The organism is Acinetobacter sp. LipI_15, from assembly GCF_058242865.1.
The window spans coordinates 944,989-970,731 of record NZ_JBZAYN010000001.1 but is presented as its reverse complement, the minus strand read 5'-3'; the positions used below and the strand labels follow the sequence as shown (position 1 = coordinate 970,731).

The following is a 25,743-nucleotide window of genomic DNA, read 5'->3' as shown; positions in this document are numbered from 1 at the left end:
CTATGGAGGCTTTTTTATTGGGTCTAATTTTTCTCAGAGCGTTTACCGTTTTATCAATCACTTTTCAGTTGAATAGCCTTTCATTGATCGCGCTCAAGCAACAGTGCATTTCTCTCTACAATACCCCATTGGCCTTTAACCATTGCCAAAGCAATGAACCGCCCATATAAATTGCAAAGATAAACACCAATAAGAAAATCATCCCGAGTATATCTGGGATATGAATCCATAACCATGCAATCACAGGGTTACGCCAAAAAGCCGATTGCTGTTGTTTCTCTTCTAATTTTTCATGTAAAAACGGATGTACCACATGTTGATCTGTACTGATTTGATATTCTTCACGTATATGCGTGTGTACGACATCTAAAGCTTTACGGCTCGGACGAATAAACACATCGAAGATCGTCCCCGCGACAGGAATAAACCCCACGACAGCATCCATAACCGCGAGTTTCATTACACCATTTAATTTGGCTTGTGGTACGCCAATCTGTTTGGCTTTATAGACAGCATAGCAGGTCAAGACAAATCCTGCGATATCACCAGCGACCGGAATGGTACTCAACGCTGCATCTGCACCTACCCCTTGTCGGGTAAATGGAATCCGAACCACCGAGTCCATCATATTGGCAAACTTGGCGAGATCACGTTCAAGACGAATGACTTCTTGCTTTGACATTTTTTGTTTTAATGGTTCAGTCATGTTTTATCCAATAAAAACCGTGTAAATCACTGAGATTAAAACATATTAGAAATCTTCAATCTGTAGCAAAATGCTAATCTCTATAAATTGAGCAATTGCGATGCAATCATCAAATACACCACCACGCCGGTCGCATCACAAATCGAGGTCACCAATGGTGCAGATGCACTTGCAGGATCGAGCTTCAACTTGTTGAGTACAAAGGGCAAACTCATCCCAATTAAACAACCGAGCAATACGATGCCCATCATACTTAAAGCCAAGACCAAAGCGACGGTTGCATCACCGCGGTAGTAGCCTAAAATCGATACAGCAACGGCCATGGTTCCGCCGAGGCAAAGAGCGACGAGTGTCTCCCGTCCCAACAAATAAAACCAATCACGAATTTTTACATCCCCAGTTGCAAGCGCTCGCACCATTAAGGTCGCAGACTGTGAACCTGCATTGCCTCCACTTCCGACCAATAAGGGTAAGAAAAAAACCAAGACGATATGTGCGGCAATAATATCTTCATAATACGAAATACCTAAACCGGACAATAAGCTACCAAAGACCAATATTACCAACCAGAACACCCGCTTTTGATACAACTTTAAAATCGGTGCTTTCTTAATGCTCATACCTGGTTCGGTACTCACTGCACTAGCTTTTAAAAAGTCTTCGGTAGTTTCAGCCTGTACCACATCCATCGCATCATCATAGGTGACAATCCCCATCAAACGCTTGGCATGATCCACAATCGGCAAGGCCATAAAATCATATTCAGCCAGTTTACGTGCAATACTTTCTTGGTCTTCGTCTATCCAACCAGTCACTACATCTTTGGTCATCACCTCTTGAATCCGTGCATCACGGTCAGCCTGCAGAATTTGCCGCAGTGAAATCACCCCATTTAATTGAGACTGATCATTGGTGACATAAATTAAATACAGGGTTTCACGGTCATGCGGTTCATGGCGCAAGGCCTCTATGGCTTGTTGCATGGTAAAGTCAGCAGGCATACTGACATAGTCTGAGCTCATGATTGCGCCTGCAGACTCTTCTGCATAAGCAGATAACGCCTTTAGATGCGCTTGTGTATCTTGATCAAGTTGTTGGTAAATTCGATCTTGTTCTGCATATGTTAAGCTTTTATATAAGTCCGTTGCATCATCAGAATGCATGTCATCAAATAATTCAATTTGTAGACGCAGTGGATAACGTGAAATCAGCTGTCGCTGTGACTCAAACGGGAAAAACTCAAATACCAAGCCTTGATGGTCTAAACCTGAAAGTAACTCGATTTGATCTTCGATTGGAAATTGCTGAATTAAACGAGCCTGATCAGCGTAGTTCAGAGGCTGTAAAGCGAAAACTGCTGCTGCATAATTTTGTTGTTGCAGCAAAGCGGAAATTTCACGCTGTCTTTGTATTAAATCCGCCATTCAACTCACTCTTATTTTAATCTTTCTATGTAGTGCACATTTTGAAGGATAAAAAGAAGAGTTTCAAATCTCTTCAATATGTTCTCGGTGAACGTTGTTTGCCAAAATTCTGTGTGAACATTCCCTGTCGAAAGTTTGGTGACATAAATTTGGCGACATAAAAAACCACCGCGATGTACTCAAGCTTTCACGGTGGCTTTTAGTGGAGCGATACGCTGTGCGTGAATTATTTCTAAGTTTCAGACACCGGCTTGATTTTAAAAATAGATCGGACCATCACATACATAAACGGAATAAAAATCAGCACCAAGACTGTACCGAATATTACCCCACCGAGTACGCTTACCCCGATCTCTTGACGACTGGCTGCACCAGCACCAAAAGCAAGAACTAAAGGAACCACCCCTGCACCAAATGCTAAAGAAGTCATCAAAATAGGACGTAAACGTAGTGCTGCGCCTTCCATTGCAGCTTCGATTACATGTTTGCCTTTTTCTTGTGCCATCGCTGCAAACTCTACAATCAAGATCGCATTTTTACAGGACAGACCAATGGTCGTCAGCAAGGCAATTTGGAAGTAGATGTCATTTGGAAAACCAGTCATGTAGCTAAACAAAATATTACCGCCAATCCCGAGTGGAATCGCACTCATGACTGCGGTTGGAATGCTCCAACTTTCATATAGGGCGGCAAGACAAAGGAAAATAAATCCAATCGAGACCAAATACAGCCAAATCGCTTGATGACTTGATTTTTGCTCTTCAAAGGATAAACCACTCCATGCCACGTCCACACCAGGCACCTGATCGACTAAGGCTTTCACATCCTGCATGGCTTGTCCACTTGAGACATTTTTGGCTGTATCCGCTTCCATTTGTAATGCAGTATAGCCCATGAAACGATTAACAACTTCTGGGCCGCCACTCCAACCAATGGTTGAAAAATTACTAAATGGAATCATTTCATTTTGATCATTTCGCACATGCCAATAAGCTAAATCTTCTGGTTTAGAACGGAATTCGGCATCTGCCTGCATCATGACGCGTTTAATACGTCCACGGTCAATGAAATCGTTGATATAACTCCCGCCCCATGCACTACTCATGGTGCTATTAATCGCATTTTGCGTTAAACCCATGGCCATCGCTTGTTTTTGATCAATATCAACTTTCAGTTCAGCTTTGTCTGGGTTAGAGCGTTTGTCTAAATTTTCGAAACTGCTAAATTGTGCAGATTTTTCTTGCAAGCTTTTAAATTGCGCATCCAGATAAGCTCGACCTTCGCCATTCATATCTCGCAGCCAAAATTCCAGACCATCGGTTTGCCCAAGACCTCTGACAGAGGAAGGCATGCTGACATTGATTTGTGCATTGTTAAATTTTTTAAAATGTTTCATAGCACGTTCACGAATCGCTTGCGCTGAATTGTGTTGTCCTGAACGTTCATCCCAATGCTTCAGTGCAATAAAGCCTTGCCCTAAGTTTTGACCCGTACCAGAAAAATTTCGTCCATAACGAATCATCACCAAATCAACATTTTGCTTTTCTTCAGTTAAAAAGTACTGCCGAATTTGTTCACCGACCTCACGACTTTTCGACATCGGTGCACCTTCTTGTAATTTAAGTTGCACACTCAAAATGCCTTGGTCTTCACTAGGAATAAAACTGGTCGGCAAAGCACGATAAAACAAAGCAAATACCGTAATAAGCCCCGCAAACAAAACCACCGTCCATAAGCGATAACGAACCGTGGCTTGTGCAAGGGTCAAATATTTGGTTTTTAAAATCTCTAATTTGGCGTTAAACCAAATCGCCCAGCGCTGCGGTTTCGGATTGGGTTTTAAAATTAAGGCACATAATGCAGGGGTTAAAATCAGCGCAACCATCAGTGACAAGCCCATTGCAGCCACAAGTGTGATGGAAAATTGTCTATAGATCACGCCCGTTGAGCCACCAAAGAACGCCATGGGAATAAATACAGCGGTTAATACCAAAGTAATCCCGATTAATGCCCCGCTAATTTCATGCATCGACTCGATGGCCGCTTGTTTTGCTGTTAACTGTTGTTCATGCATTAAACGTTCAACGTTTTCCACCACAACAATCGCATCATCGACCAACAGACCGATGGCCAGTACCAATGCAAACAATGTGAGCGTATTAATGGTCATGCCCAAAGCATATAAAATCGCTAAAGTCCCAAGAATCACCACAGGCACCGTAATCGCAGGAATCAGCGTTGCTCGCCAATTTTGTAAGAAGATAAACATCACCAAAACCACCAGTAAAACGGCTTCAAATAATGTTTTCACCACTTCTTTAATCGATTCTTGTACAAATGGCGTGTTATCCCGTGGATAAACGATTTTATAACCGGCAGGTAATTGCTTCGCTAACTGTTCAATTTCTTGCTTAATTAAGGCAGAGGTTTCAAGTGCGTTTGCCCCAGAAGCCAATGAGATCCCCATCCCTGAAGATGGATATCCATTAATGGTATTGACCCCTGAATAATTTTCCGCACCCAATTCAACACGTGCAACGTCTTTTAAATAGACAAAACTGCCATCTCGTGCAGATTTGACAATAATATTTTCAAATTCTTCAACTGACTTTAAACGTGAACCTGAAGTGACTTTTACATTGAGATATTGATCCGATACACTCGGCAATTCACCTACGGCTCCGGCTGCAACCTGCGTATTTTGTGATTCAACAGCCGCACGGATATCACTGGGCATAAGGCTATATTGCTTTAACTTCAGTGGGTTGAGCCAAATACGCATGGCAAATTGCGAACCAAAAACATCGACTTCACCAATACCCTCAATTCGAGCAATGTCCTGTTCTAGATGAGTCATCATATAGTCACCAAGTTCGATATTCGAACTCTTGCCAGTCTCATCATAGAGGCCGATAACCATATGGGTATCACCCAAAGACTTATAGACATTTACCCCTTGGCGCTGCACATCTTCAGGCAGCCGATTGATTACTCCATTTATGGCATTTTGTACTTGTACTTGAGCGGTATCTGGGTCAGTGCCATTTTCAAAACTGATGCTGATCCGGCTTCGACCTGAAGAGTCGCTGCTTGAACTAAAATATAAAAGATGATCAATTCCTTTAATTTGTTGCTCAAGAACTTGTGTGACACTTTCCTCGACTGTTTCTGCTGACGCACCGCTATAACTTGCACTGACCGTAATTCGTGGTGGTGCAATATCTGGATAGCGCTCTACCGGTAAATTGAGCACAGCAAATAGCCCGAGCGCCATGACGATGATCGCCAAGACACCTGCAAAAATCGGTCGATAAATAAAAAACTTAGACAGCATCAGTCCATGTCACTTTTCAATTAATGAAATAAAATATGTTGATTGATTTTTTCAAAAAATCTTATTGATAATCAATCACAATATGCTTGATTACAAGCCTAGACTACATAAAAACCTTGCTTGAAGCGAAATATGTAGAAAATATGGAGAGCCTCCATTTCAGCTATTTTAGTAAATTTATGTGACAAAACCGCCTCTGTCATGAAGTCTTAGCCACTGCCCTGCAATGTATGCCTGCAACTTCATTCATTTAAATAAAAAGATGCCGAGGCAGCCATGCAAAAACAATTAACAAAACAGTTAAATCTAGCCATAACAAGCAAAGTGAAATCCTCATGGGGCGTGTCTTCACTGCTCCTTTTTAGCGTTTTTGGTTTATCTGCATGTAATTCGGATGACGATAAAACCCATGTCACCAAGCCCCCTATTTTGCCTGATACAGGTTTTGTCATTGTTGGGCATCGTGGTGCCAGTGCTTTGCGACCTGAGCATACTCTTGCCGCATATCAAAAAGCGATTGATGATGGTGCGGATTTTATCGAACCCGATTTAGTGCCAACCAAGGATGGCTATCTGGTTGCGCGCCATGAAAGTGAAATTTCAGGGACAACCAATATTAGTACGCTGTCACAATTTGCGGATCGAAAAACCACCAAAAAAATCGATGGTATCGACTATACAGGATGGTTTACGGAAGACTTTAATTTGAATGAACTGACTCAAAATGTAAAAGCACGTGAGCGTATTGCTCAATATCGCTCTAATAACACTCAATATAATGATCAATACAGCATCCCAACGCTCGAACAAATCATTGAACTTGCCGAAGCTCATTATAAAAAAACTGGAAAAATTGTTGGTTTATATATTGAAACCAAGCATCCCACATTTTTCCAACAGCAAAATCTAGCCATGGAAGATCGTTTACTCACCACGCTTGCCAAATACAGTTATACACGTGATATCGCACCTGTATATTTACAGTCTTTTGAAACCACCAATCTTAAATACTTACGTGATCAACTCACGCAAAAGAAAACCCTCAAACATGGCAAAATTATTCAATTATTAGATAGCCCAACTGCAATACCGGGTGACTTACAGCAACAAAGCTCACCTCAAAATTATGCAAGCTTAGCAACAGCAGAAGGCCTAAAATCAGTGGCAAAATATGCAGATGGTGTAGGCCCAAGTAAAACGTATATCTTTTCAAACACTGAATTTAAACAAACCAGTTTTGTCAAAGATGCCCATGCTGCTAGTTTGAAAGTCCATCCTTATACACTCAGACCTGAAAATGGTTTTTTACCTGACTATTTAAAATGTAGCTCTGTGGCGACAGAACGCTGTGATACAGGTGCGGCCAAAGAATTTGAAAACTTCTATATAGCTGGTGTAGATGGTGTATTTGCCGATGATCCAGGACTGGCACGTAAAACCTTAACGCAACTGCAAAAGCCCTAATTTTCCTAAAATGAAAAAAGACGCCGAGGCGTCTTTTTTATTGTTCAATGGAAATTTTAAAGTGGGTTTGCCAAATATTCTGCGGCTGACTGCGTTGCCACTGGCTGAGGTGCTGGAGCTGTTGGAGCTGTCGGAGCTGTCGGAGCTGTCGGAGCTGTCGGAGCTGTCGGAGCTGTCGGAGCTGTCGGAGCTGTCGGAGCTGTCGGAGCTGTCGGAGCTGTCGGAGCTGTCGGAGCTGTCGGAGCTGTCGGAGCTGTCGGAGCTGTCGGAGCTGTCGGAGCTGTCGGAGCTGTCGGAGCTGTCGGAGCTGTCGGAGCTGTCGGAGCTGTCGGAGCTAAATTTAGCGGGTTCCAACGGAACTGACCATCATTCATTTCACTAATTTTACCAATACCCGGAAATGGTAAATGTGCAAATGCAACAAAGGTTTGCTCTTGAGCGAAACGTTTAAAAATTGCTAAACGAGTTTCACTGGCTTTGACCGGATCGACATCAAAATCAACAGATAACTTGGGTTGTTCAAACTGTAAATGATAGGAATGAACCACATCGCCGAGGATAGCAAAACTTTTAGCTTGCGATTTTAAGATAAAAGAATAATGCCCTGGTGTATGCCCAACACTCGGTAGTACTTCTAATCCATTAATCACAGAACCAACGCTAAAAGTCTTAAAACTCCGCATGGTCTGATAAGGCGCAATCGCAGCTTTAATTTTTGCAACGGTCGCTAAATAACCGTCACGTTTTTCGGCAGCTAAAGTGTCAACGGTGTTTTCACTTAACCAATACTGACTTTCTTGTTCATTGACGTAAACCGTTGCATTTGGAAACACGGCCTTGCCTTGTTTCGCAATGCCACATGCATGATCAGGATGTAAATGGGTTAAGAAAACACTGCGTACACGATTAAGCTTATAGCCGGCCGCCCCTATATTTTGTGCAATAGAACCTAAGTTTGGTCCAAAACAACTGGCTGCACCACTATCAACAAGACTGATACCGCCTTGTCCATCATCAATCAGATAGGCATTGACACTGGTTTGTATGCCTTTGCTCTGATCAACCGCAAGCTTATGGAATAAAGCACTGACTTCTTCTGGAGTTAAATTTTGTTTAAACAAATCAGGACTTAATTCGAGTGTCCCATCTTTTAAAGCAATGACTTTATATGCACCCACTTGGAAAGGATAAAATCCCATGGGCTGAGTCACATTCGTTTTGATTTCCGTTTGAATAACTGCCGGCTCTGCACTGACAAACTGGCTGGTTAAAAGTGTTGCTGCAAGCACAGCAAAACTAAAGTTTTTCATTGTTGACCTATATCACTTTTATTATTTCATGCAATGAAGCAAAGGCTTCAAAATTAAAAAATTTAAACGCCTGTATTGTGCCTGAAATTCAGGCAAATTTTAAGTCCAATACATGATAAACATAGCACTAACTTGATACAGACTTATGTAAATCATCCTAAACGTTTAGGCCTCATAAAATAAAAACTGAATGCAAGAAAACTTTAAGCTTGGCATGCTATATTTTCGCCAGTTTTTAAATCTATACGTCTGTACAGTACTATGAGTGAAATTTCCCCGTTTAAAGGTAAATCTGGACTTAAACGAATTTTAAATGCAACGCAATATTCCCTCGATGGATTCAAAGCTGCTTATCAAAATGAAGCAGCATTTCGACAAATTGTCTGGATGAATATGGTGCTTATTCCCACCAGTTGTTTTCTCGATGTCAGTCGTGCTGAACATGCGCTTATGGTGGTGGTGTGTTTATTTGCCTTGATTGTTGAGTTATTCAATTCTGCCATTGAAGCCGTTGTCGACCGGGTATCTTTAGACAAGCATCCACTTTCTAAAATTGCCAAAGATATGGGAAGTGCAGCTCAATTTGTCGCTTTAGCAATTATTTTTTTTACTTGGTTAATTATCCTTTGGCCTTAAATAAAGGGTGTCTCATTATATTTGCAGGGTTATGCCCTGCTTTTTTATATCGACACACTTCAATAAATGGATTTAAGAAGATCTTAAAGCCATAAAAAAACCCAGCTTTCGCTGGGCTTTTTTCGAATCAGTTCAATGCTTAGTGAGCAGCGAATTGGTTCATTGTGTTTTTCGCATCGTCACCCGCTTTAAGCGCGTTGTCACCAGCAAAGATTTCTTTGTGGTCGTCACCGATGTCTGAACCAGCCATTGCTTGGTGTTTAACACAAGAAATCGTACCGCGGATTTCTTTACGTTGAACGCCAGCTACATAAGCAAGCATACCTTGGTCGCCGAAGTAACCTTGAGCAAGCTCGTGAGTAGAAAGAGCAGCTGTATGGTAAGTCGGAAGTGTGATCAAGTGATGGAACACGCCCGCCTCACGAGAAGCATCAGCTTGGAACGTACGAACTTTTTCGTCAGCTTCAGCAGCTAATTCAGAGTTATCGTATTCAGCGCTCATTAGTTTAGCACGGTCGTAAGCAGAAACGTCTTTACCTTCAGCAACCCAACGGTCGTAAGCTTGTTGACGGAAGTTTAAAGTCCAGTTGAATGAAGGCGAGTTGTTATAAACAAGTTTCGCATTTGGAACTGTTTCTTTAACACGGTTAACCATGTGAGCGATTTCTTCAACGTTTGGAGTCGCAGTTTCGATCCAAAGAAGGTCAGCACCATTTTGAAGGCTAGATACACAGTCAAGTACAACGCGGTCGATTTGCGTGTCTGGACGGAACTGGTACAAGCCAGAAGCAAGACGTTTTGGACGGTGAAGTTTACCGTCACGCTTGATTAGGATTTCGTCTTCTTGAGCTTCTGAAATGTCAATTTCAGTTGTGTCTAAGTAGCTGATGTATTGAGAAGCGATGTCGCCTGGCTCTTTAACCACTGGGATTTTTTGAGTCAAGTCAGCGCCTTCAGAGTCAGTACGAGCAACGATGATACCGTCATCAAGACCCATTTCTAAGAATGCATAGCGAAGAGCGTGGATTTTCGCGATGAAGTCTTCGTGTGGAACTGTAACTTTACCAGCTTGGTGACCACATTGTTTAGCGTCAGATACTTGGTTTTCGATTTGAAGTGCACAAGCACCCGCTTCGATCATTTTCTTAGCTAGTAAGTAAGTCGCTTCTTCGTTACCGAAACCAGCGTCGATGTCAGCAATAATTGGCACAACGTGAGTTTGGAAACCGTCGATTTGAGCAGTGATTTCAGCAGCTTTAGCAGTATCACCAGCTTCGTTTGCTTTTTTAAGCGCACGGAACAAGTCGTTTAATTCTTTCGCGTCAGCTTGACGTAGGAAAGTGTAGATTTCTTCGATCAATGCAGGAACTGAAGTTTTTTCGTGCATAGATTGGTCAGGAAGTGGACCGAATTCTGAACGAAGAGCTGCAACCATCCAACCAGAAAGGTAGATATAACGACGTTCAGTTGTACCGAAGTATTTTTTGTTCGCAATCATTTTTTGTTGTGCGATAAAACCGTGCCAGCAACCTAATGATTGAGTGTATTTGCTAGAATCAGCATCATAAGCAGCCATATCACGACGCATAATAGCAGCTGTATATTTCGCAATGTCTAAACCAGTTTTGAAACGGTTTTGCATTTGCATACGTGCAGCATCTTCTGGGCTAATATCGCGCCAAGTGCTTCCGAATTTTGCTTTTAATTCACGGATTGCATCAATCGCTGTTAAGTATGTAGACATGATATGTTCCTGTAATAATATTAGGATTTTTCTGCAACGTAAGGCTAAAATCATACCCTCGAATGATTGTTCAGATTTAGAACACTTCGTTGCGATAGACACAGAGTAGATTGACTAAAAAAATTAATCCAATATTCTGCATTAATTTTCAGTATTTATTTAAAAAATATGTAGATTAAAGTCGTATTATAATAATTAACCAATATTCAGAAGTATTTGTATTTAAATAATTTTATCAATAAATTTGGCTGATTTTTTTGTCTATTTTACAAACACTCTGATGAATTATTCTTCATTAGACTTAAGTCGACTGAGCATTCCCTTTAAAAAAAAACAGCATTTTTTACGCCTTTTTTGCCCAAATTTACCAAACTAAATGCATGGTTATTCCGTCCTCAAATGATTATGTAAATGAGATATTTCATCTTACTTTTTAGTTTTATGAACATCACTTCGCATAATCAAAATTGCTCCTTATTTTTATTATATTTATTTAAAAATATCGGTCTAAACAGGTAATAAGTGTTTAAGAAATATGTGCTGTCGCTTCAGCAAATTTGTCTTAAAACTGCCGAATTTTAGTACAATAGTACACGTCATTTTTTCATCCATTTTTTACACAAGCCTTAGTAGTTATGGCATAATCAGATAAATTTCATGATTTTATTGTCGGTATTTATTTTATGAATCTGGAGCGGGTCGATCTCAATCTATTAATTTATCTTGATGTACTTCTTCGTGAAAAAAATGTGACTCGTGCTGCCGAGCAACTGGGTGTAACTCAGCCCGCGATGAGTAATATTTTACGTCGTCTACGCAACTTATTTAATGATCCACTTCTTATTCGTTCTTCAGAAGGTATGACACCTACAGAACGTGCGCTTGAATTACAGCCACGTATCCGTGATGCACTTTCTGACCTTTCGATGATTTTGGAACCCCGTACCGAGTTCCGCCCTTACACCTCAAATCGTGTCTTCCGCATCATGACTTCAGATTATGCTGAAGCAACACTGGTGCCGCGCCTAGTAAAAGCTTTGCGCTCAGAAGCACCCAATGTGGTTCTCGATTTTTTAACGCCTAGTGATGTGTCTTATCGAGATATGGAACAAGGTAAAGTCGACTTGGCGATTAACCGCTTTAATGAAATTCCGCAAAGTTTCCACCAAGTTTTGGTCTGGCGTGACAGTTTTTCATGCCTTTTAAATGCCAAGCACCCTGCTGCAAATAACTTAAACCTGAAAAGCTATCTAGATGCACAACACATTTGGGTGTCTAAAACAGGTATGGGTGTCGGTTTTGGTGTCAATCCTGAAAAACAAGCGGGTCTAGGTTGGATTGATCAAGCCTTAGAACGTATTGGCCAAAAACGTAAAATTTCAGTTTTTACTCGACATTATCAAATGCCAGGCTTATTGGCATCGAATGTTGACTTGGTTGCAACTCTGCCAAGCCGTATTGCTCGACTTCAAGCCAAAAGTCAAAACCTGTTACTTCGTGATCCACCATTCTATATTCCTGAATTTGAATTAAAAATGGCTTGGTGTCCATTACTTCATCATCACCCTGCTCATCGCTGGTTACGTCAACTGATTTTGTATGTTGCACGTCAAATGATTGAAGAAGAAAACCGCGAATACTTAATGAATAACTCTCAGTTTTCACAGTATCAGTAATTAATTCTTTAATTCCTTATTAATTCAAACGTATACTGTCACTATATAGGTAGTAGTTAAGACTACTACCTTGCCCATTTTTGTGTTAGAAATACAGAAAAATAGAATGAATCACAAACAGGTGTATTCGTGAGCCTTTTCCAAAATATTGTCATTATTATTCTCCTGATCGTCGGTGCGGGTTTTCTTTCATTAACAGAAATTGCCCTTGCGGGTGCACGAAAAGTAAAACTTAAAATTTTGGCTGAATCTGGAGATTCACGTGCACAACGTGTGCTTGACTTACAAGCCAACTCAGCAGACTTTTTCGCCGCATCACAAATTGGCTTAAATGCCGTGGCAATTCTTGGCGGTATTTTGGGTGAAGGTGCATTTCGTCCTTATTTCATTAGCTTAGTCACTCGTTTTTATCAGGGCCCGTGGACTGAAACTATCGGTTTCACCCTGTCGTTTACTTTAGTCACATCCTTATTCATTCTATTTGCTGATTTGATGCCAAAACGTTTGGCGATGATCGCACCTGAAAAAATTGCCGTTGCTGTTGTAGACCCGATTCAAATCTTTATTAAGGTGTGTAAGCCAATGGCGTGGGTGATTAATGCCATTGCCAATTTGTTGTTTCGTTTATTCAAAGTAAACACAACACGTGATGACAATATTACCTTTGACGACATTTCAGCCGTGATGGATGCCGGTGCTCAAGCTGGTGTACTTCAAAAGCAAGAACACCACTTTATTGAAAACGTATTTGAGCTGGAAGAACGTAACGTCCCTTCAAGTATGACTACACGTGAAAACGTGGTGTACTTTACCCTCAAAGAATCAGAAGCCAGTATTCGTCAAAAACTCGCTGAATTTCCGTATTCGAAGTTTTTGGTCTGTAGTGAAAATATTGATGACGTGATTGGCTATGTAGATGCCAAAGATATTTTGGTTCGTATCCTCAACAATCAGTCACTTTTACAACTCAACGAAAATACTATTCGTAATGTTCTCACGATTCCAGATACCTTAACACTGTCTGAATTACTCGATCGCTTTCGTTCAACCAAAGAAAAATTTGCCGTAGTAATTAACGAATACGCGTTAGTTGTCGGCGTTATTACCCTCTCCGATATTATGATTACCGTGATGGGCGACTGGGTAACACCGATTGAAGCAGAACAACAAATTATTAAACGTGATGCAGATTCTTGGCTTATCGATGGCAGTACACCAATTGAAGATTTAAAGCATGCCCTCGCTTTAGATGAAATGCCCGATGAAGAAAACTATGAAACCCTTGCGGGCTTTATGATGTTTAAACTGCGTAAAATTCCACGTCCAGCGGACTTTGTTACTTATCATGGCTACAAATTTGAAGTAGTGGATGTAGACCACTTTAAAATTGACCAATTATTAGTGACTCGCTTAAAGCCGGCTGAGACTGAACTGGAAACACCAAAAGAATCGGATTAGGGTCTGTTGACATTTGTTGATTAAAAAAATAGCGAGATAGTAAAATTAAATCGCCAAACCCAATTTTACACTCGCTATGCCTCGAACAATGCTAAATGATCAACACTGGTCCAAGTTACTTGCTATTTTCCGTCACTTTAATATTTATCTCAAATTAAATTTACGGAATTTTATTGAAGCGATTTTATTTCGAATTAGAACAGGCTGTCCTTGGCGTGATTTACCTCAAGAGTTTGGTAAATCAAATTCTATTTTTAAGAAATATAATCGATGGTCTAAAAATAGTAAGTTTATGAATATTTTTAAATTATTCAGCCAGCATGCTGATAAAGAGTGGATTTTTATCGATGGGAGCCATGTACGAGCGCATCAACATTCAGCTGGTATTAAGAATCAAAGTATTTCCAAAAGTATTGGTGGTAATAGTTCAAAAATACATTTAGCAATCGATTCAAATGGTAATCCTATTGAATTTATTATTTCAGATGGAACTTCACATGATATTAAGGTTGCACCTGATCTTGTATCAAAATTAGATTTAACAGAGTCAGAAATGCTATGTGCAGATAAAGGCTATGATTCAGAAAGTTTCAGAAAGAAAATTAGAGAAAGTAATACGAAAGCAAACATTCCTCGAAGATCAAATGCCAAATCTAGCAATGATGATATGGACTGGTATATGTATAAAATCAGACATTTAGTTGAAAATGCATTTTGTAGATTAAAACAATTTAGAGGAATTGCCACAAGATACGATAAGCTAAAACGTAACTATCAAAGCGCTGTTGCTTTAGCTTGTATATTTATATGGTTGCCTCTTTAGCTCAATTTATCGGCTGTAAATGTCAACACACCCTAATTCGATCCTTCTTTTTTCTAAAACAATAAAATAAAAATACGATGGAATAACAACGATGTCTTTTTCACTTAAAGCGATTTTGACTTGCTTTAGTTTTTACACTGGGGCTTATCTGATCTATTATTTTTTCAAAGCTCATCCACAACCTTTATTTCTATTGCTCGGTGTTGCACTGATCGTCACTGCTTGGTTTTTAACACCTTATCCCTATGAACGCGGTCGACAACAATATGACGAAACCATGCGTTTTGGTCTGTTCTTTTATAATCCCTTAATTTTTTGGTTCCGATTTTTTAGTTGGCCGATTCGGACGCTACTGTCTATTTTTGCTTAAGCGCACTTATTGTGATTAAACTGTATAGGCACAGCATTTACAGTTCTCTACAGATGTTGAATAAATGTAAACAGACCACTTTTTTTGAATAAAAATTAAAATAAATCAAAAAATCCCTCTTCCCTAATACCTTCATTATTAATGACTATTTTTCATCAAAATAGTGATGTATTCCACATTTTATCACCTTTGTTTTGACTGATGAAATTTCTCTTTATGCTCTGCCCTTGGATTTAAAAACAGCTTTATATTTCAAAGGAATGAACCATGTTAACCGTACTCGGTTTGGGCATGATCTTGTGCTTTATGTATTTGATCATGTCGAAACGCTTAAGCCCACTTGTCGCACTGACTTTAATTCCCCTACTTTTTGCCTTGATTGCGTGGTTACTTGGTTTTTATTTTGACAGCTTGTCACACATACAAATAAATGAAATTGGCGACATGATGATTGAAGGTGTAAAAAAACTTGCACCGACTGGCATCATGCTGCCTTTTTGCGATTCTGTATTTTGCCATCATGATTGATACCGGATTGTTCGACCCTTCGGTGAAATTTATTTTAAAAATGGTCAAAGGTGATCCCTTAAAAGTCGTTCTTGGAACCATTACCCTGACGTTAATTGTCTCTTTGGATGGAGATGGTTCTACAACATATATGATCTGTGTTGCGGCCATGCTGCCACTCTATAAGCGCTTAGGTATGAGCCCATTGATTATGGCATGTTTGATTATGCTCTCTAGTGGAATTATGAATCTTACACCTTGGGGTGGGCCTACTGCCCGCGCTGCCAGCGCGCTTCATGTCGACCCAAGTGATGTATTTGTTCCGATGGTTTTACCGATGTTATTTGCCATCGGCTGGTTGTACTTCTTAGGAACGATGTATGGTCGCATGGAAAGAAAGCGTCTAGGAATTGTCCAATTGGATATCAGCCATGGTGAAAACATTCAAATCTCAGATAATCCAGAAGCCAACCGCGCAAATCTACGTTGGTTCAATGCATTGCTAACCGTCGTTCTGATGATTTGTCTGGTTTTTAGTATTTTACCTATGCCTATTTTATTCATGGTGGCTTTGTGTATTGCGCTAGTCGTCAACTACAAAAATGTCGACTTGCAGAAAAAGCTAATCGCACATCATGCAGGTAGTGCTTTAAACGTGGTCGGTATTATTTTTGCTGCAGGTATTTTTACCGGTATTTTAGCTGGAACAGGCATGGTAGAAGCCATGTCCAAAGAACTTGTGGCAATTATCCCTGAAAGTATGGGCCCCTATTTAGCACCGATCACCGCTGTCATCAGTATGCCGATGACTTTCTTTATGTCGAATGATGCTTTCTATTTTGGGGTTTTGCCGATTCTTTCTGATGCTGCCGCTCATTATGGAATTGAACCTGTAGAAATGGCACGTGCCTCCATCGTAGGGCAACCTGTACACCTACTCTCTCCGCTTGTTCCTTCGACCTATTTACTCTGTGGACTTGCGAGTATCGAGTTTGGACAACATCAGAAATTTACCATTATCTGGGCTGTAATCACGTGTTTTGTCATGTTAGCAGCAGGTCTGATCTTTGGAATGTTTCCGTTTTTTCGAGCTTAACTTAAAAAGTTAAAGATAAAAAAGCACCTGATGGTGCTTTTTTTATGCTTAACAATACTGAACTAGCCAGTGTTTTACACTCACAGGTTCATTTGTAGTGATTAATGCTTTGAAATTAATGCTTCTAGAACTGCTTCATAATGAATACGAATGTCATCTTCTAAAATTTTATAGACATTGTCGAATTGCACCATTGGCCAGCCTTCTTTCCAAAATGGGAAAATATTATGCAGGTCATGAGTCACCGTTGCGTCTTCACGTACAATCGCTTGTGCAACTTGCGACAATACTTGTGCAGTTTCAGCACCATCAATCGCTAAATAATCGATACCACGAACTTTCAAAATACGGATACGGTCTTTTTTGTAGCGGATTTTTTTACTTTGGCCTTCATTTAAGCCTAAAGCTAAAGTCACAGCTTCAACAAATTTATCTTCAAATGCTTGATTTAATTTCACCAAAGCTTGTTTGTGTGCTTCTTGACGACCAGCTTTTCCCCCACTACGAATCACTTCATTTGCTTCAGTATTTAAAACATCTGATTTCATCGACTGAAGAATGTCTAGAATTTCGATATCGCTTAATGTTTCAGGAGAGTGATCAGTCATAAACTGCCTATAAAAACTTAATATTCAATAAGTATGTATTTTCGCATAAAAGCAGCATGAAAACTGCGACCTTCACTATAGAAATTGTGATTTCTCTTATAATGTTCAGATATACAACATGATTTAGAAAAAAATTCTGTCAAAAATATCGAAATCAACTATATTACTTTCACGCTTTAATACTAACGTCACAATATGGCTCAAAAGAAACAGGCTGCGCTTCACCTTCAACAACTGAAACAGCAATATCCAGCAGCCTTTAAACATAATTATTTATTTTATAGCCAACTGAAAACTCAAGGCATTTTAGACGAACTCAAAGAGCTTATTCCTTGGGTTTTGGCGGCGATGATTTTTATTTCTTTGAGCATGAGTATTGGACATGCAGTGCAACTGTATTTTCCTGATATGAGTGAGTTTCGAGCTCATGGTATTGCTGCACTGAGTATTATGCTGTTTTTCATGCTGGTTGTGCCCTTAGTCATCAAGCAAATCAAACACAGTTCAATGTCCCTGTATCAAAGTTTGAAGAATACGCCGTTCAGACTTGCGATCGTGATTTTATTACAATTACTCAATATCGCCTTTTTACAAAGCACCTTCGTTCAATCTGTATTGTTCTTTTTCGCCATGAGTTTCGGCTTTGTGCGTTTTTATAAAGAAAATCTATTCAAAGATGGAAGTAACACCCAAGAATACTATTTTCTGCAAGAGACACGTCGTATTGCTTATTGGTCGTATAAACAAATGCTTAAAGCAAAATTACGTTTGACACTCAGTAATCCAAATCAAGCAAACTACAAGCGGTTATCTGAGCGCTTTACCCAGTTCCAAAATTTGCACATACAAATGCTACATCAGGAAAATCAGCTATGTAAAAAGCTAAAGCACCAAAATGTTGAACATTATCTTGATGAGTTAATGAAATAAGTTAGCATTGATATAGTGCAAAAAACTTTCAATCACTGCTCAAAAAGTCATTCAATACATCACTATTTTTGAATATTTTCAACTTATATGCATGAATTGATTGATTTTAAAACAAACACCATCAAATACACTTGCCAAGCTTCATTTCGTCCTCTATTATTGCGCACATGCCCGAGTGGTGAAATCGGTAGACACAGGGGATTTAAAATCCCCCGCCCACAAAGCGTGCCAGTTCGAGTCTGGCCTCGGGCACCATTCTTATACTTGTAAGATTGGTGCAATAAAAGATCCAGCAATTTGCTGGTTTTTTTATGCCTAAAATTTATAAATCTATTATTATTCAATGCCAATACCTTCAGATTTTGATCTCCCTGCACTACAACTCAAGCATCCCGATGCCTTTTATCAACGGTTGCTGTTTGCGCATTTTAAAATTATCAATCTAACGCCCACTGCACCCGTTTTAATCTTTAGCTTTTGCCTGATACTTTTTATCTCACTTGGCAGCGCAGTACTTGGCCAGATGCTTTCGACGGCACTTTCAATTCACGACCCAAAAATGGCGTTCATTCTTGGTATATTGATTATTCTTCCTTTGATCTATTGCTATGTCTGGTATGCACATTATCAAGCACGTTTTAGCAGCAAGTCCGCAGTTCAACGCCTGCAAATACAACTATATCTCCTTGGCGGATTAACACTTATCCTTGCTATAAACTTTAAGTATCTACAAACAGATGTATTAAACCTCATCAGTCTCAGTGGACTATTTTTCAGTCTGTTTTTATGTGTATTTACTGAATTATTTTATAAACCTGAAAGCAGCGCCATTGAACGAGTAAAACTACAAAAGCTTCGCCAACTGGCATTTTGGTCTTATCAACAATCTTTAAAACAAAAAGAACATCAATCGTATTTCTACGCCCTACACTTACAAGCCATGCAAGAAGAACAAAAATTATCAGCATCGATCAAATCATCGTTTAAAGATTTTTTAGACAATGCTCAATGACTTTTTAAATCCCTAGACACAAAAAAGCCCTGTCACTACAGGGCTTTTTTTAAAGTTCAATTACCATTCTCGGTTAGCAACCAACTCTTCCATTTCAATATCCATATGGCCTTCATCTTGCAGCACCATCATCATGGCTTCTGCAATATAATCTGCAGCCGTATCATCCAAAGACGAATCTAAATCTTCAAATTGAGGTTTCATCTTATTGAGCTGTGCAACCGTTTCATTGGCAAAATGGTAGATATCAGTTGAACTTAGATCTGCTTTTGCAATTTTCTTCGCAAATTGAACAACCAATAACTTCACCTCTGCAACCAACACATCTGGGTAATATTCATCATCAAACATGGGTAGCAGTAAATCTGCAAACATACGAAACTCTATCACAAAACATTCAGGGCGCTTATATAACACAAATACTACAATTCACCAAATTTATTGGGATTCAGTATTTTCAAATCAGTCTGCATTCTGCATGGCTTGCCAAACACGTATCGCATCTACCGTCGCTTTGACGTCATGTGCGCGAACCATACATGCACCTTGTTGAATGCTGAGTAGATGCGCTGCAACCGAGCCTACAGCGCGATTTTGTGCATCTGCACCGCCAAGTGCTTCACCGATAAAACGCTTACGAGATAATGCCGAAAGGATCGGATAGCCCATGTCATTCAATTGATAGAATTGCTGTAAAAGCTTTAAGTTTTGCTGCGCATTTTTAGCAAAACCAAAACCCGGATCAATCATAATATTTTCTGCACGCACGCCTGCGTCCAATGCATTTTGCACGCGTTGCTTTAATTCATCAATGACATCAGCCACAACATCTTGATACTGATCTAGATTATTCATCGTGGTGGGTTCGCCGCGCATATGCATAATGATCACTGGAATATCCAGTTTTGCAGCGGTTTCTAAGGCATTCGGCCGAGTTAATGCACGTACATCATTCCAGATATGCGCACCTGCCTGAACCGCTGCCTCAATCACCTCAGGCTGTGAGGTATCGATAGAAATCACTACATTGTGTTTAGTTAAGGCTTCAACGACGGGTACGACCCGTCGAATTTCTTCTTCAACCTCAACAACAGATGCACCCGGACGTGTTGACTCACCACCGACATCAATCACTGTCGCGCCATCCACTATCATTTGTAAGGCATGTGCTATAGCTTGGTCTTTACCATTGTGTTTGCCACCATCACTGAAAGAGTCCGGTGTGACATTTAAAATCCCCATCACATGTGGCTGAGACAAATTTAATTGCAAGTTACCACAGTTTAAAGTTTTATTAGGCAAAGACACCAACTTCATATCACACATCCCAGATTTTGCTGCGCTTATTTTAACGCTAAGTTTGCTCAGCATTTCACTTACATGCATTTATTTTCATATAAAAAAACCACCCGAAGGTGGTTTTAAAATTTTATGCTTTTGGCAATGACGGCAATGGTGGTGGAACATCTGGACCATCCGTTGGTGTTACATCAATCACTGGATTTTCAGCGATGTACACTTTTGGTGGTTGAGGTTCACGTCCTTCCATAATGTCACGAATTTGATCACGATCAATGGTTTCCCATTCAAGCAATGCTTTCACCATGGCATGTGCGATATCTTTGTTATTTTCAAGAATATCGCGTGCAACTTTATATTGTTCATCTAAAATACGGCGAACTTCACGGTCAACTTCAAGCTGCGTTGCTTCAGAAATCACACGACTTCCTAAACCACCCATGAATGACTGCTGTGAGTCATCTTCGTAAACCATGACGCCCATTTTATCGGACATACCGTATTTAGTAACCATTGCACGTGCCATTTTCGTTGCACGTTCAAAGTCATTTGAAGCACCAGTCGACATTTGGTTAATGAAGACTTCCTCTGCAATACGACCACCAAACAAAATTGAAAGTTCATTCAACATTTTGTCTTTGTAATGGCTAGTTTGATCATGTTCAGGCAACTGCCAAGTCACACCTAATGCCCAACCACGCGGCATGATTGTCACTTTATGCACAGGGTCTGTACCCGGCAAGATTTCAGCAACAATCGCATGACCTGCTTCATGATAAGCCGTCGCACGACGTTCTTCTTCACGAATCACCATCGATTTACGTTCAGGACCCATGTAAAGCTTGTCTTTTGCATCTTCAAAGTCATGCATATCGACCGTGTTCTTGTTACGACGTGCAGCAAACAGTGCCGCTTCGTTTACAAGGTTAGCCAACTGAGCGCCTGAGAAGCCCGGTGTACCACGTGCCAAGACTTTAACATCTACACCAGTCACAGAAGGTAATTTTTTCAAATGTACATTCAGGATTTGCTCACGACCTTTAATATCCGGTAGAGATACCATCACTTGACGGTCAAAACGACCCGGACGAAGTAAAGCTTTATCCAATACGTCAGCACGGTTTGTTGCAGCAATAACGATAATACCTTCGTTGCCTTCAAAGCCATCCATTTCAACCAACATTTGGTTTAATGTTTGCTCACGCTCATCATTACCACCACCTGTGCCTGAACCACGGTGACGACCAACGGCATCAATCTCATCGATGAAAATGATACATGGCGCATGACGCTTTGCTTGTTCAAACATGTCACGGACACGGGACGCACCCACACCTACGAACATTTCAACAAAGTCAGAACCCGAAATACTAAAGAAAGGTACTTTCGCTTCGCCCGCAATCGCTTTAGCAAGTAAAGTTTTACCTGTACCCGGAGGACCAACCATGAGCACGCCTTTCGGAATGCTTGCACCAAGTCGTTTGAACTTAGATGGATCTTTTAGGAAGTCAACGATTTCAACAACTTCTTGTTTAGCTTCATCACAGCCCGCAACATCAGTAAATGTCACTTTGATTTGGTCTTCAGACAGCATTTTTGCTTTTGACTTACCAAAACTCATTGGGCCATTCTTACCACCAGCTCCACCACCCATGTTGCGCATAAAGAACATGAATAACAGAATGATTAAAAGAACAGGGAAACTTGCAATCAGAAGTTGCATCAAAATACTTTGACGCTGTGGCGCTGTACCTTCAACAACAACATTGTTCTTGATCAGGTTCGGCATAAGTTCAGGATCTTGAACCGCAGGACGGATACTTTCAAACTCTGAACCGTTTGATTTTTCGCCACGAATTCTTTCGCCATCAATGGTGACTTGTTTAATCTGACCCGCATTTACGGCTGCCACGAACTCAGAATAGTTCATCGCGGTCGGTTGATTGCGGTCACTGACGTTGCTGAAGATTAAAACCAGCACGCCTAGGATAACCAGCCACAACACGGCATTCTTAAAAAGATCGCTCAAAGCTTTATTCCCATTTCTATCTAATTCGTTCAATCCCACTTACATGGGTGACTCTAATACTTACGCTGCAGAGTAGCTTCGCAATAATTTAAAAACGTACAAAATGCACAATTTTTAACGAGTTGGCAAGTAAACTTTACTTGAAAGCTTTCTTACGTCCCTGCCCGATTAAAAACACTTCTTTAGATCGAGCACGTGAAGCCGCCGGTTTTGCTGTTTTCAGCACATCAAATGTGTCTACAACTTGCTTACGGTATTCATCAAATCCAATACCTTGGAACACTTTAACAACAAACTGTCCATTTGGTCCAAGAACCTTTTGAGCAAAGTCGATTGCTAATTCACAAAGATAGATCTGACGCGGTTGATCTACAGCCTTATTACCTGATGTATTGGGGGCCATATCTGAAATTACAACGTCTACAGTACGTCCATCTAAAATTTTTAACAATTCATCGAACACTTCTTGTTCACGAAAGTCACCTTGCAAGAAGGTCACATCGGGTAAAGCATCCATGGGTAAAATATCTGAAGCAATCACCAAACCTTTGTCGCCAACAAGTTTACCGGCAATTTGCGACCAACTACCTGGTGCAGCACCTAAGTCGACAACAGTCATGCCTGGCTTGATCAATTTGTATTTTTCTTGAATTTCAAGCAATTTATAAGCGGCACGCGCACGATATCCTTCCTTTTGTGCTTTTTTCACAAAGGGGTCATCAAGATGCTCACGCATCCAGTCACGACTACTTTTGGATAATTTCTGGTTAGTAATGCGGGTAGCCATAACTCTCTAAATAAAAAAAACTTCTCAGCCTTGATTGTACGTGAAATTCAGCACTTTTGCAGTAGACATGTGTATCTAAAAAGCATCTTAAATCATGTTTTTTTCAATAATGTTCATCGAGAAAATGCCGATTAAATACAGCGCTTCAACTTTGATTTTGCTATACTAGGTCGTTTTTAAAATTAGGTTATATTTATGGCGGCTTTATCTATTCAAGAACGTAAACGCTTACGTCAAATTGGTCACACCCTAAACCCAGTTGTAATGGTTGCGGACAAAGGCTTATCAGAAAGCGTTGTTGAAGAATTAAACCGTGCGTTAAACGACCATGAGTTAATTAAAGTGAAAGTTGTGACAGAAGACCGTGAAGCTCGTGCTGCAATGATTACTGAAATTGCGACTGTTTCAGGTTCTGAAGTTGTTCAAACGATTGGTAAGATTGCTTTGATTTACCGTAAAGCGGCAAAACAAAATGCAAAACTGTCTAACCTTGTTCGCTACGCACACCTGTCTAACTAAGCATTTATGGCAAGTTTCGAACTCAGCGCTTTTGATCGTCGCTTTCAGGCTGTATCAGTCGTTGGTGCTATCGAACAACAAAGCCCATATACTTTAAATGTGGGTTATTGGATTCGAGACCCAAACCAACTGATTCAATGGCCAGAATTGGTATCAGCTCACCCACGAATCGATTTTTTGTGGGAACAGACCTGCTTAGAAGTTTTTATTGGTGTACGCAATGAAGATTTTTATCGTGAAATCAACCTCTCCCCTTCACAAGCTTGGCAGGCTTACCAGTTTGAAGAATATCGCTATCCAGAAGATATGCCGCCACAAGCTGCTTACGATATTGAACTGAATCAGTTGAAACGGACGCACTATGGCTTAAATGTCAGTCTTGATCTGACAGAATTTATGCTGAAGTACAAACTTAAATGGGAAGATCTCTATATTGGTCTAACTGCAGTACTAAAAACCTCTCAAGGTGAACAGTACTATGCCATGCAGCATAGTAGTCCAAATGCTGACTTTCACAACAAACGTGATTGGCTACATCAGTTCTAAACTTTTTAATGTTTTGATCTTCGATAAAAAGCAAAAGTACGATCTTTTGCTTTTTTATTGCCTGCTTATTTTTAAATAAGTGCTTTGTACTTAAATGTACTATTCACAATAAGGGAGCCATTAATGGTGATGTGTGCTGAAAAAACAGGAGGTTTTAACTTGGTAAACTAAACACACTCATCAGGAGTTTACCATGAGCAAGAAACACAAGACTTACACCACAGAATTTAAAGCTGAAGCCATCAAATTAATTGAAGCCAATCAAGGCAATGTCTCGGAAACAGCTAGACAACTTAGCATTTCAATGCAAACTCTTTCAAATTGGAATACCAAAGCAAAGGCTGGAACTTTAGCAGGTACAAAACAGTATTCACCTGATCTAAACGCTCTACTCGAAGAAAATAAAAAACTCAAACAACAGCTCAAAATAGCTGAAATGGAACGTGAATTTTTAAAAAAGGCAGCAGCGTACTTTGCCAAAGAAAGTCAGTAAGGTACGCCTATATGAAACAAAAAAGATATTCTTTTCCAATTACCTTAATGGCTCGATTACTTCATGTTTCAGTTTCATGTTTTTATGATTGGCTCAAGAGAGGCGTGAGCAAAAGAACGATTCAACGAAATCAACAGACGATATTGGTGAAAATAGCCCATGAGGAGACCAGGCAGAGCTATGGTTATATTCGATTAACCAAATACTTACAAGCTCAGGGTATAAAAATGAGTATGTACGCTGTACGTCAGATAAAAGCGCTGAACCACCTGTATTGTAAGCGACACAAGCGTTTTAAAAGGACTACGAATAGTGACCATAATCGAGCGATCTATGAAAACCTGCTGGAGCAACAATTCTCAATGACTAGACCAAATCAAGCATGGTCAAGTGATATTACGTACATATGGACTATTGAAGGATGGCTGTATTTAGCAGCGGTAAAAGACCTTTACACGAAGCAAGTGGTTGGCTATAGCTTAAATGAGCGCATGACAACACAGCTTGTTTGTAATGCGCTAAATATGGCTATTCACAATCAAAAACCAACCAAAGAACTGATTGTGCATTCAGACAGAGGAAGTCAATATTGCAGCCATGAATATCGAAATATACTTGAGCAATATGGTTTTCAAGGTTCAATGAGCAAGCGCGGAGACTGTTACGATAATGCACCGATTGAAAGCTTTTGGGGAATACTGAAAAATGAGTTAGTGCATCATTACAACTATCAAACCAGAGAAGAAGCCAAAGCAGATATTATAAAATACATTGAGTTATTTTATAATCATCGAAGAATTCAAAAGGGTTTGGGTTTTAAGACACCAAATCAAATGGCCGAAGACTTTTATAAGTTGGCTGCCTAGAATCTCCCAAGGGAAAGTCTCCTGATAATTCAGCGTATATCAAGCGTTAACTTTAAGTTTAATTCGCTCTCACCCAATCCAGCTCCTTGGAATGACTAGATTTAAC

Annotated in this window: 20 protein-coding genes, 1 tRNA gene and 3 pseudogenes; 13 read left to right on the top strand and 11 right to left on the bottom strand. The window is 40.1% G+C overall.

The features are described 5' to 3' along the window. Nucleotides 1-115: 115 nt before the first annotated feature. The 3 genes from AC4CU0_RS04705 to AC4CU0_RS04695 form a co-directional block, all read right to left on the bottom strand. A complete protein-coding gene (locus AC4CU0_RS04705) occupies nucleotides 116-706 on the bottom strand; it encodes a DUF4112 domain-containing protein (RefSeq protein WP_180026673.1) in 591 nt (196 codons plus the stop codon). An 80-nt stretch (nucleotides 707-786) separates the two neighbouring features. After that, nucleotides 787-2,130 (bottom strand): magnesium transporter, encoded by a 1,344-nt coding sequence (gene mgtE, locus AC4CU0_RS04700; RefSeq protein ID WP_490742578.1) that lies wholly within the window; start codon nucleotides 2,128-2,130, stop codon nucleotides 787-789. Between the two features lie 232 nt (nucleotides 2,131-2,362). Next, nucleotides 2,363-5,464, bottom strand: a complete 3,102-nt coding sequence (locus AC4CU0_RS04695; RefSeq protein ID WP_490742577.1) for a multidrug efflux RND transporter permease subunit — start codon at nucleotides 5,462-5,464, stop codon at nucleotides 2,363-2,365. A gap of 276 nt (nucleotides 5,465-5,740) precedes the next feature. On the opposite strand from AC4CU0_RS04695, the gene AC4CU0_RS04690 reads away from it, so the two are divergent. Continuing rightward, complete coding sequence (locus tag AC4CU0_RS04690; protein ID WP_490742576.1) at nucleotides 5,741-6,928, top strand: glycerophosphodiester phosphodiesterase family protein; 1,188 nt, start codon at nucleotides 5,741-5,743, stop codon at nucleotides 6,926-6,928. A gap of 191 nt (nucleotides 6,929-7,119) precedes the next feature. Here the strand turns inward: AC4CU0_RS04690 and AC4CU0_RS04685 are convergent. Beyond that, nucleotides 7,120-7,257: pseudogene (locus AC4CU0_RS04685) on the bottom strand (hypothetical protein); the annotation flags it as partial. 90 nt (nucleotides 7,258-7,347) lie between these two features. Then, a pseudogene (locus tag AC4CU0_RS04680) lies at nucleotides 7,348-8,127 on the bottom strand (MBL fold metallo-hydrolase); the annotation flags it as partial. A 372-nt stretch (nucleotides 8,128-8,499) separates the two neighbouring features. On the opposite strand from AC4CU0_RS04680, the gene AC4CU0_RS04675 reads away from it, so the two are divergent. Further along, the gene (locus AC4CU0_RS04675; RefSeq protein WP_490742575.1) at nucleotides 8,500-8,874 is read left to right on the top strand and encodes a diacylglycerol kinase; all 375 of its coding nucleotides are present in this window, start codon (nucleotides 8,500-8,502) and stop codon (nucleotides 8,872-8,874) included. Between the two features lie 139 nt (nucleotides 8,875-9,013). Here the strand turns inward: AC4CU0_RS04675 and AC4CU0_RS04670 are convergent, their stop codons facing one another. After that, nucleotides 9,014-10,618: an isocitrate lyase gene (locus AC4CU0_RS04670; protein WP_490742574.1), complete on the bottom strand. Its 1,605-nt coding sequence runs from the start codon at nucleotides 10,616-10,618 to the stop codon at nucleotides 9,014-9,016. Between the two features lie 683 nt (nucleotides 10,619-11,301). Between AC4CU0_RS04670 and AC4CU0_RS04665 the strand changes: the two genes are divergently transcribed. From AC4CU0_RS04665 to AC4CU0_RS04645, 5 genes and pseudogenes are all read left to right on the top strand, one after another. Further along, nucleotides 11,302-12,294, top strand: a complete 993-nt coding sequence (locus AC4CU0_RS04665; protein ID WP_078191331.1) for a LysR family transcriptional regulator — start codon at nucleotides 11,302-11,304, stop codon at nucleotides 12,292-12,294. Nucleotides 12,295-12,423: 129 nt separating this feature from the next. Then, entirely contained in the window at nucleotides 12,424-13,752 is a 1,329-nt protein-coding gene (paeA, locus tag AC4CU0_RS04660; protein WP_490742573.1) for a polyamine export protein PaeA, read from the top strand. Nucleotides 13,753-13,828: 76 nt separating this feature from the next. Further along, entirely contained in the window at nucleotides 13,829-14,575 is a 747-nt protein-coding gene (locus AC4CU0_RS04655; protein ID WP_026056797.1) for an IS5 family transposase, read from the top strand. A 91-nt stretch (nucleotides 14,576-14,666) separates the two neighbouring features. Next, a complete protein-coding gene (locus tag AC4CU0_RS04650) occupies nucleotides 14,667-14,945 on the top strand; it encodes a hypothetical protein (RefSeq protein WP_078191333.1) in 279 nt (92 codons plus the stop codon). Between the two features lie 267 nt (nucleotides 14,946-15,212). Next, a pseudogene (locus AC4CU0_RS04645) lies at nucleotides 15,213-16,548 on the top strand (CitMHS family transporter). Between the two features lie 101 nt (nucleotides 16,549-16,649). On the opposite strand, the gene AC4CU0_RS04640 reads toward AC4CU0_RS04645, so the two are convergent. After that, the gene (locus AC4CU0_RS04640) at nucleotides 16,650-17,156 is read right to left on the bottom strand and encodes a hypothetical protein (protein WP_078191335.1); all 507 of its coding nucleotides are present in this window, start codon (nucleotides 17,154-17,156) and stop codon (nucleotides 16,650-16,652) included. Between the two features lie 195 nt (nucleotides 17,157-17,351). On the opposite strand from AC4CU0_RS04640, the gene AC4CU0_RS04635 reads away from it, so the two are divergent. From AC4CU0_RS04635 to AC4CU0_RS04625, 3 genes are all read left to right on the top strand, one after another. After that, complete coding sequence (locus AC4CU0_RS04635) at nucleotides 17,352-18,086, top strand: hypothetical protein (protein WP_490742572.1); 735 nt, start codon at nucleotides 17,352-17,354, stop codon at nucleotides 18,084-18,086. Between the two features lie 169 nt (nucleotides 18,087-18,255). Next, nucleotides 18,256-18,341: transfer RNA gene (locus tag AC4CU0_RS04630), tRNA-Leu, on the top strand. 88 nt (nucleotides 18,342-18,429) lie between these two features. Then, entirely contained in the window at nucleotides 18,430-19,098 is a 669-nt protein-coding gene (locus tag AC4CU0_RS04625; RefSeq protein ID WP_490742571.1) for a hypothetical protein, read from the top strand. A 60-nt stretch (nucleotides 19,099-19,158) separates the two neighbouring features. Here AC4CU0_RS04625 and AC4CU0_RS04620 read toward each other — a convergent pair whose 3' ends face one another. The 4 genes from AC4CU0_RS04620 to rlmE all read right to left on the bottom strand — a co-directional run bounded on the left by AC4CU0_RS04620 (nucleotide 19,159) and on the right by rlmE (nucleotide 23,213). After that, nucleotides 19,159-19,473, bottom strand: coding sequence for a DUF5713 family protein (locus AC4CU0_RS04620; protein WP_078191338.1), 315 nt, complete (start codon nucleotides 19,471-19,473; stop codon nucleotides 19,159-19,161). A gap of 87 nt (nucleotides 19,474-19,560) precedes the next feature. Beyond that, on the bottom strand, nucleotides 19,561-20,415 hold the full coding sequence (folP, locus tag AC4CU0_RS04615; RefSeq protein WP_490742570.1) for a dihydropteroate synthase: 855 nt from the start codon (nucleotides 20,413-20,415) through the stop codon (nucleotides 19,561-19,563). Between the two features lie 112 nt (nucleotides 20,416-20,527). After that, on the bottom strand, nucleotides 20,528-22,426 hold the full coding sequence (ftsH, locus tag AC4CU0_RS04610) for an ATP-dependent zinc metalloprotease FtsH (RefSeq protein WP_078191443.1): 1,899 nt from the start codon (nucleotides 22,424-22,426) through the stop codon (nucleotides 20,528-20,530). A gap of 136 nt (nucleotides 22,427-22,562) precedes the next feature. Beyond that, nucleotides 22,563-23,213 (bottom strand): 23S rRNA (uridine(2552)-2'-O)-methyltransferase RlmE, encoded by a 651-nt coding sequence (gene rlmE, locus AC4CU0_RS04605; RefSeq protein ID WP_078191339.1) that lies wholly within the window; start codon nucleotides 23,211-23,213, stop codon nucleotides 22,563-22,565. Between the two features lie 195 nt (nucleotides 23,214-23,408). Between rlmE and AC4CU0_RS04600 the strand changes: the two genes are divergently transcribed. From AC4CU0_RS04600 to AC4CU0_RS04590, 3 genes are all read left to right on the top strand, one after another. Continuing rightward, entirely contained in the window at nucleotides 23,409-23,732 is a 324-nt protein-coding gene (locus tag AC4CU0_RS04600; protein WP_490742569.1) for a YhbY family RNA-binding protein, read from the top strand. A gap of 6 nt (nucleotides 23,733-23,738) precedes the next feature. Next, nucleotides 23,739-24,278 carry a DOMON-like domain-containing protein gene (locus AC4CU0_RS04595; protein WP_180124314.1) on the top strand — a complete coding sequence of 180 codons (540 nt, stop codon included), beginning with the start codon at nucleotides 23,739-23,741 and terminating at the stop codon, nucleotides 24,276-24,278. Nucleotides 24,279-24,471: 193 nt separating this feature from the next. After that, nucleotides 24,472-25,637, top strand: a protein-coding gene (locus AC4CU0_RS04590) for an IS3-like element ISAba22 family transposase (protein WP_490742568.1) whose coding sequence is annotated in 2 segments (ribosomal slippage) — nucleotides 24,472-24,730 and nucleotides 24,730-25,637 — 1,167 coding nt in all. Because the reading frame shifts where the segments join, the coding sequence is not laid out codon by codon here. The last annotated feature ends 106 nt before the right edge of the window (nucleotides 25,638-25,743 follow it).